Origin of the sequence: Streptomyces sp. SID14436, assembly GCF_010548465.1 — a bacterium.
Classification (GTDB): Bacteria; Actinomycetota; Actinomycetes; order Streptomycetales; family Streptomycetaceae; genus Streptomyces.
The window spans coordinates 1-577 of sequence record NZ_JAAGMD010000224.1; the positions used below are offsets into that span (position 1 = coordinate 1).

General features: G+C 77.3%; 1 protein-coding gene. It reads right to left on the reverse strand.

Features of this window, described 5'->3' with window-relative positions; translation table 11 throughout:
* On the reverse strand, positions 1 to 577 hold a 577-nt coding region (locus G3I53_RS08015), incomplete at both ends, for a nucleoside hydrolase (protein ID WP_203616749.1).

A 577-nucleotide genomic window follows, 5' to 3' on the forward strand; every position in this document is an offset into this window, starting at 1 on the left:
GAGCAGGTCGCCGGCCAGCCGGGCACCCGGCTCCGCACTCGCGCGCAGCCGCCGCACGTCCGCCGCCGGGACCACGACCCGGGTGAACACGTCCAGGCCGTACATGGTGATCGGCACCCCCGCGGTGAGCAGGATCGCCGCCGCCTCGGGGTCGTGCCAGACGTTGAACTCGGCGACCGGGGAGGCGTTCCCGGCGCCCGCCGCGCCGCCCATGAACACGATCCGCCCGATGTTGCGGGTGACCTCGGGGTGGGTGCGCAGCAGCAGGGCGATGTTGGTCAGCGGGGCGGTCGGCACCAGGGTGACCGGGCGCGGGGAGGCGAGGATCTCGCGGCGCAGCAGGGTCACGGCGTCCACGTCGGCCGGGGTGCGGCGCGGCGCGGGCAGGCCGAGGTCGCCCATCCCGTCGTGGCCGTGGACGTGGCGGGCGGAGCGGGGGGCCTCGATCAGGGGCCGCTCGGCGCCGCGGGCGACCGGGACGTCGCCGGCGCCCGCCCGCTCCAGCACGGTCAGCGTGTTGCGGACGACGCCGTCGACGTCGGTGTTGCCGGCCACGCAGGTCACGGCGCGCAGGTCG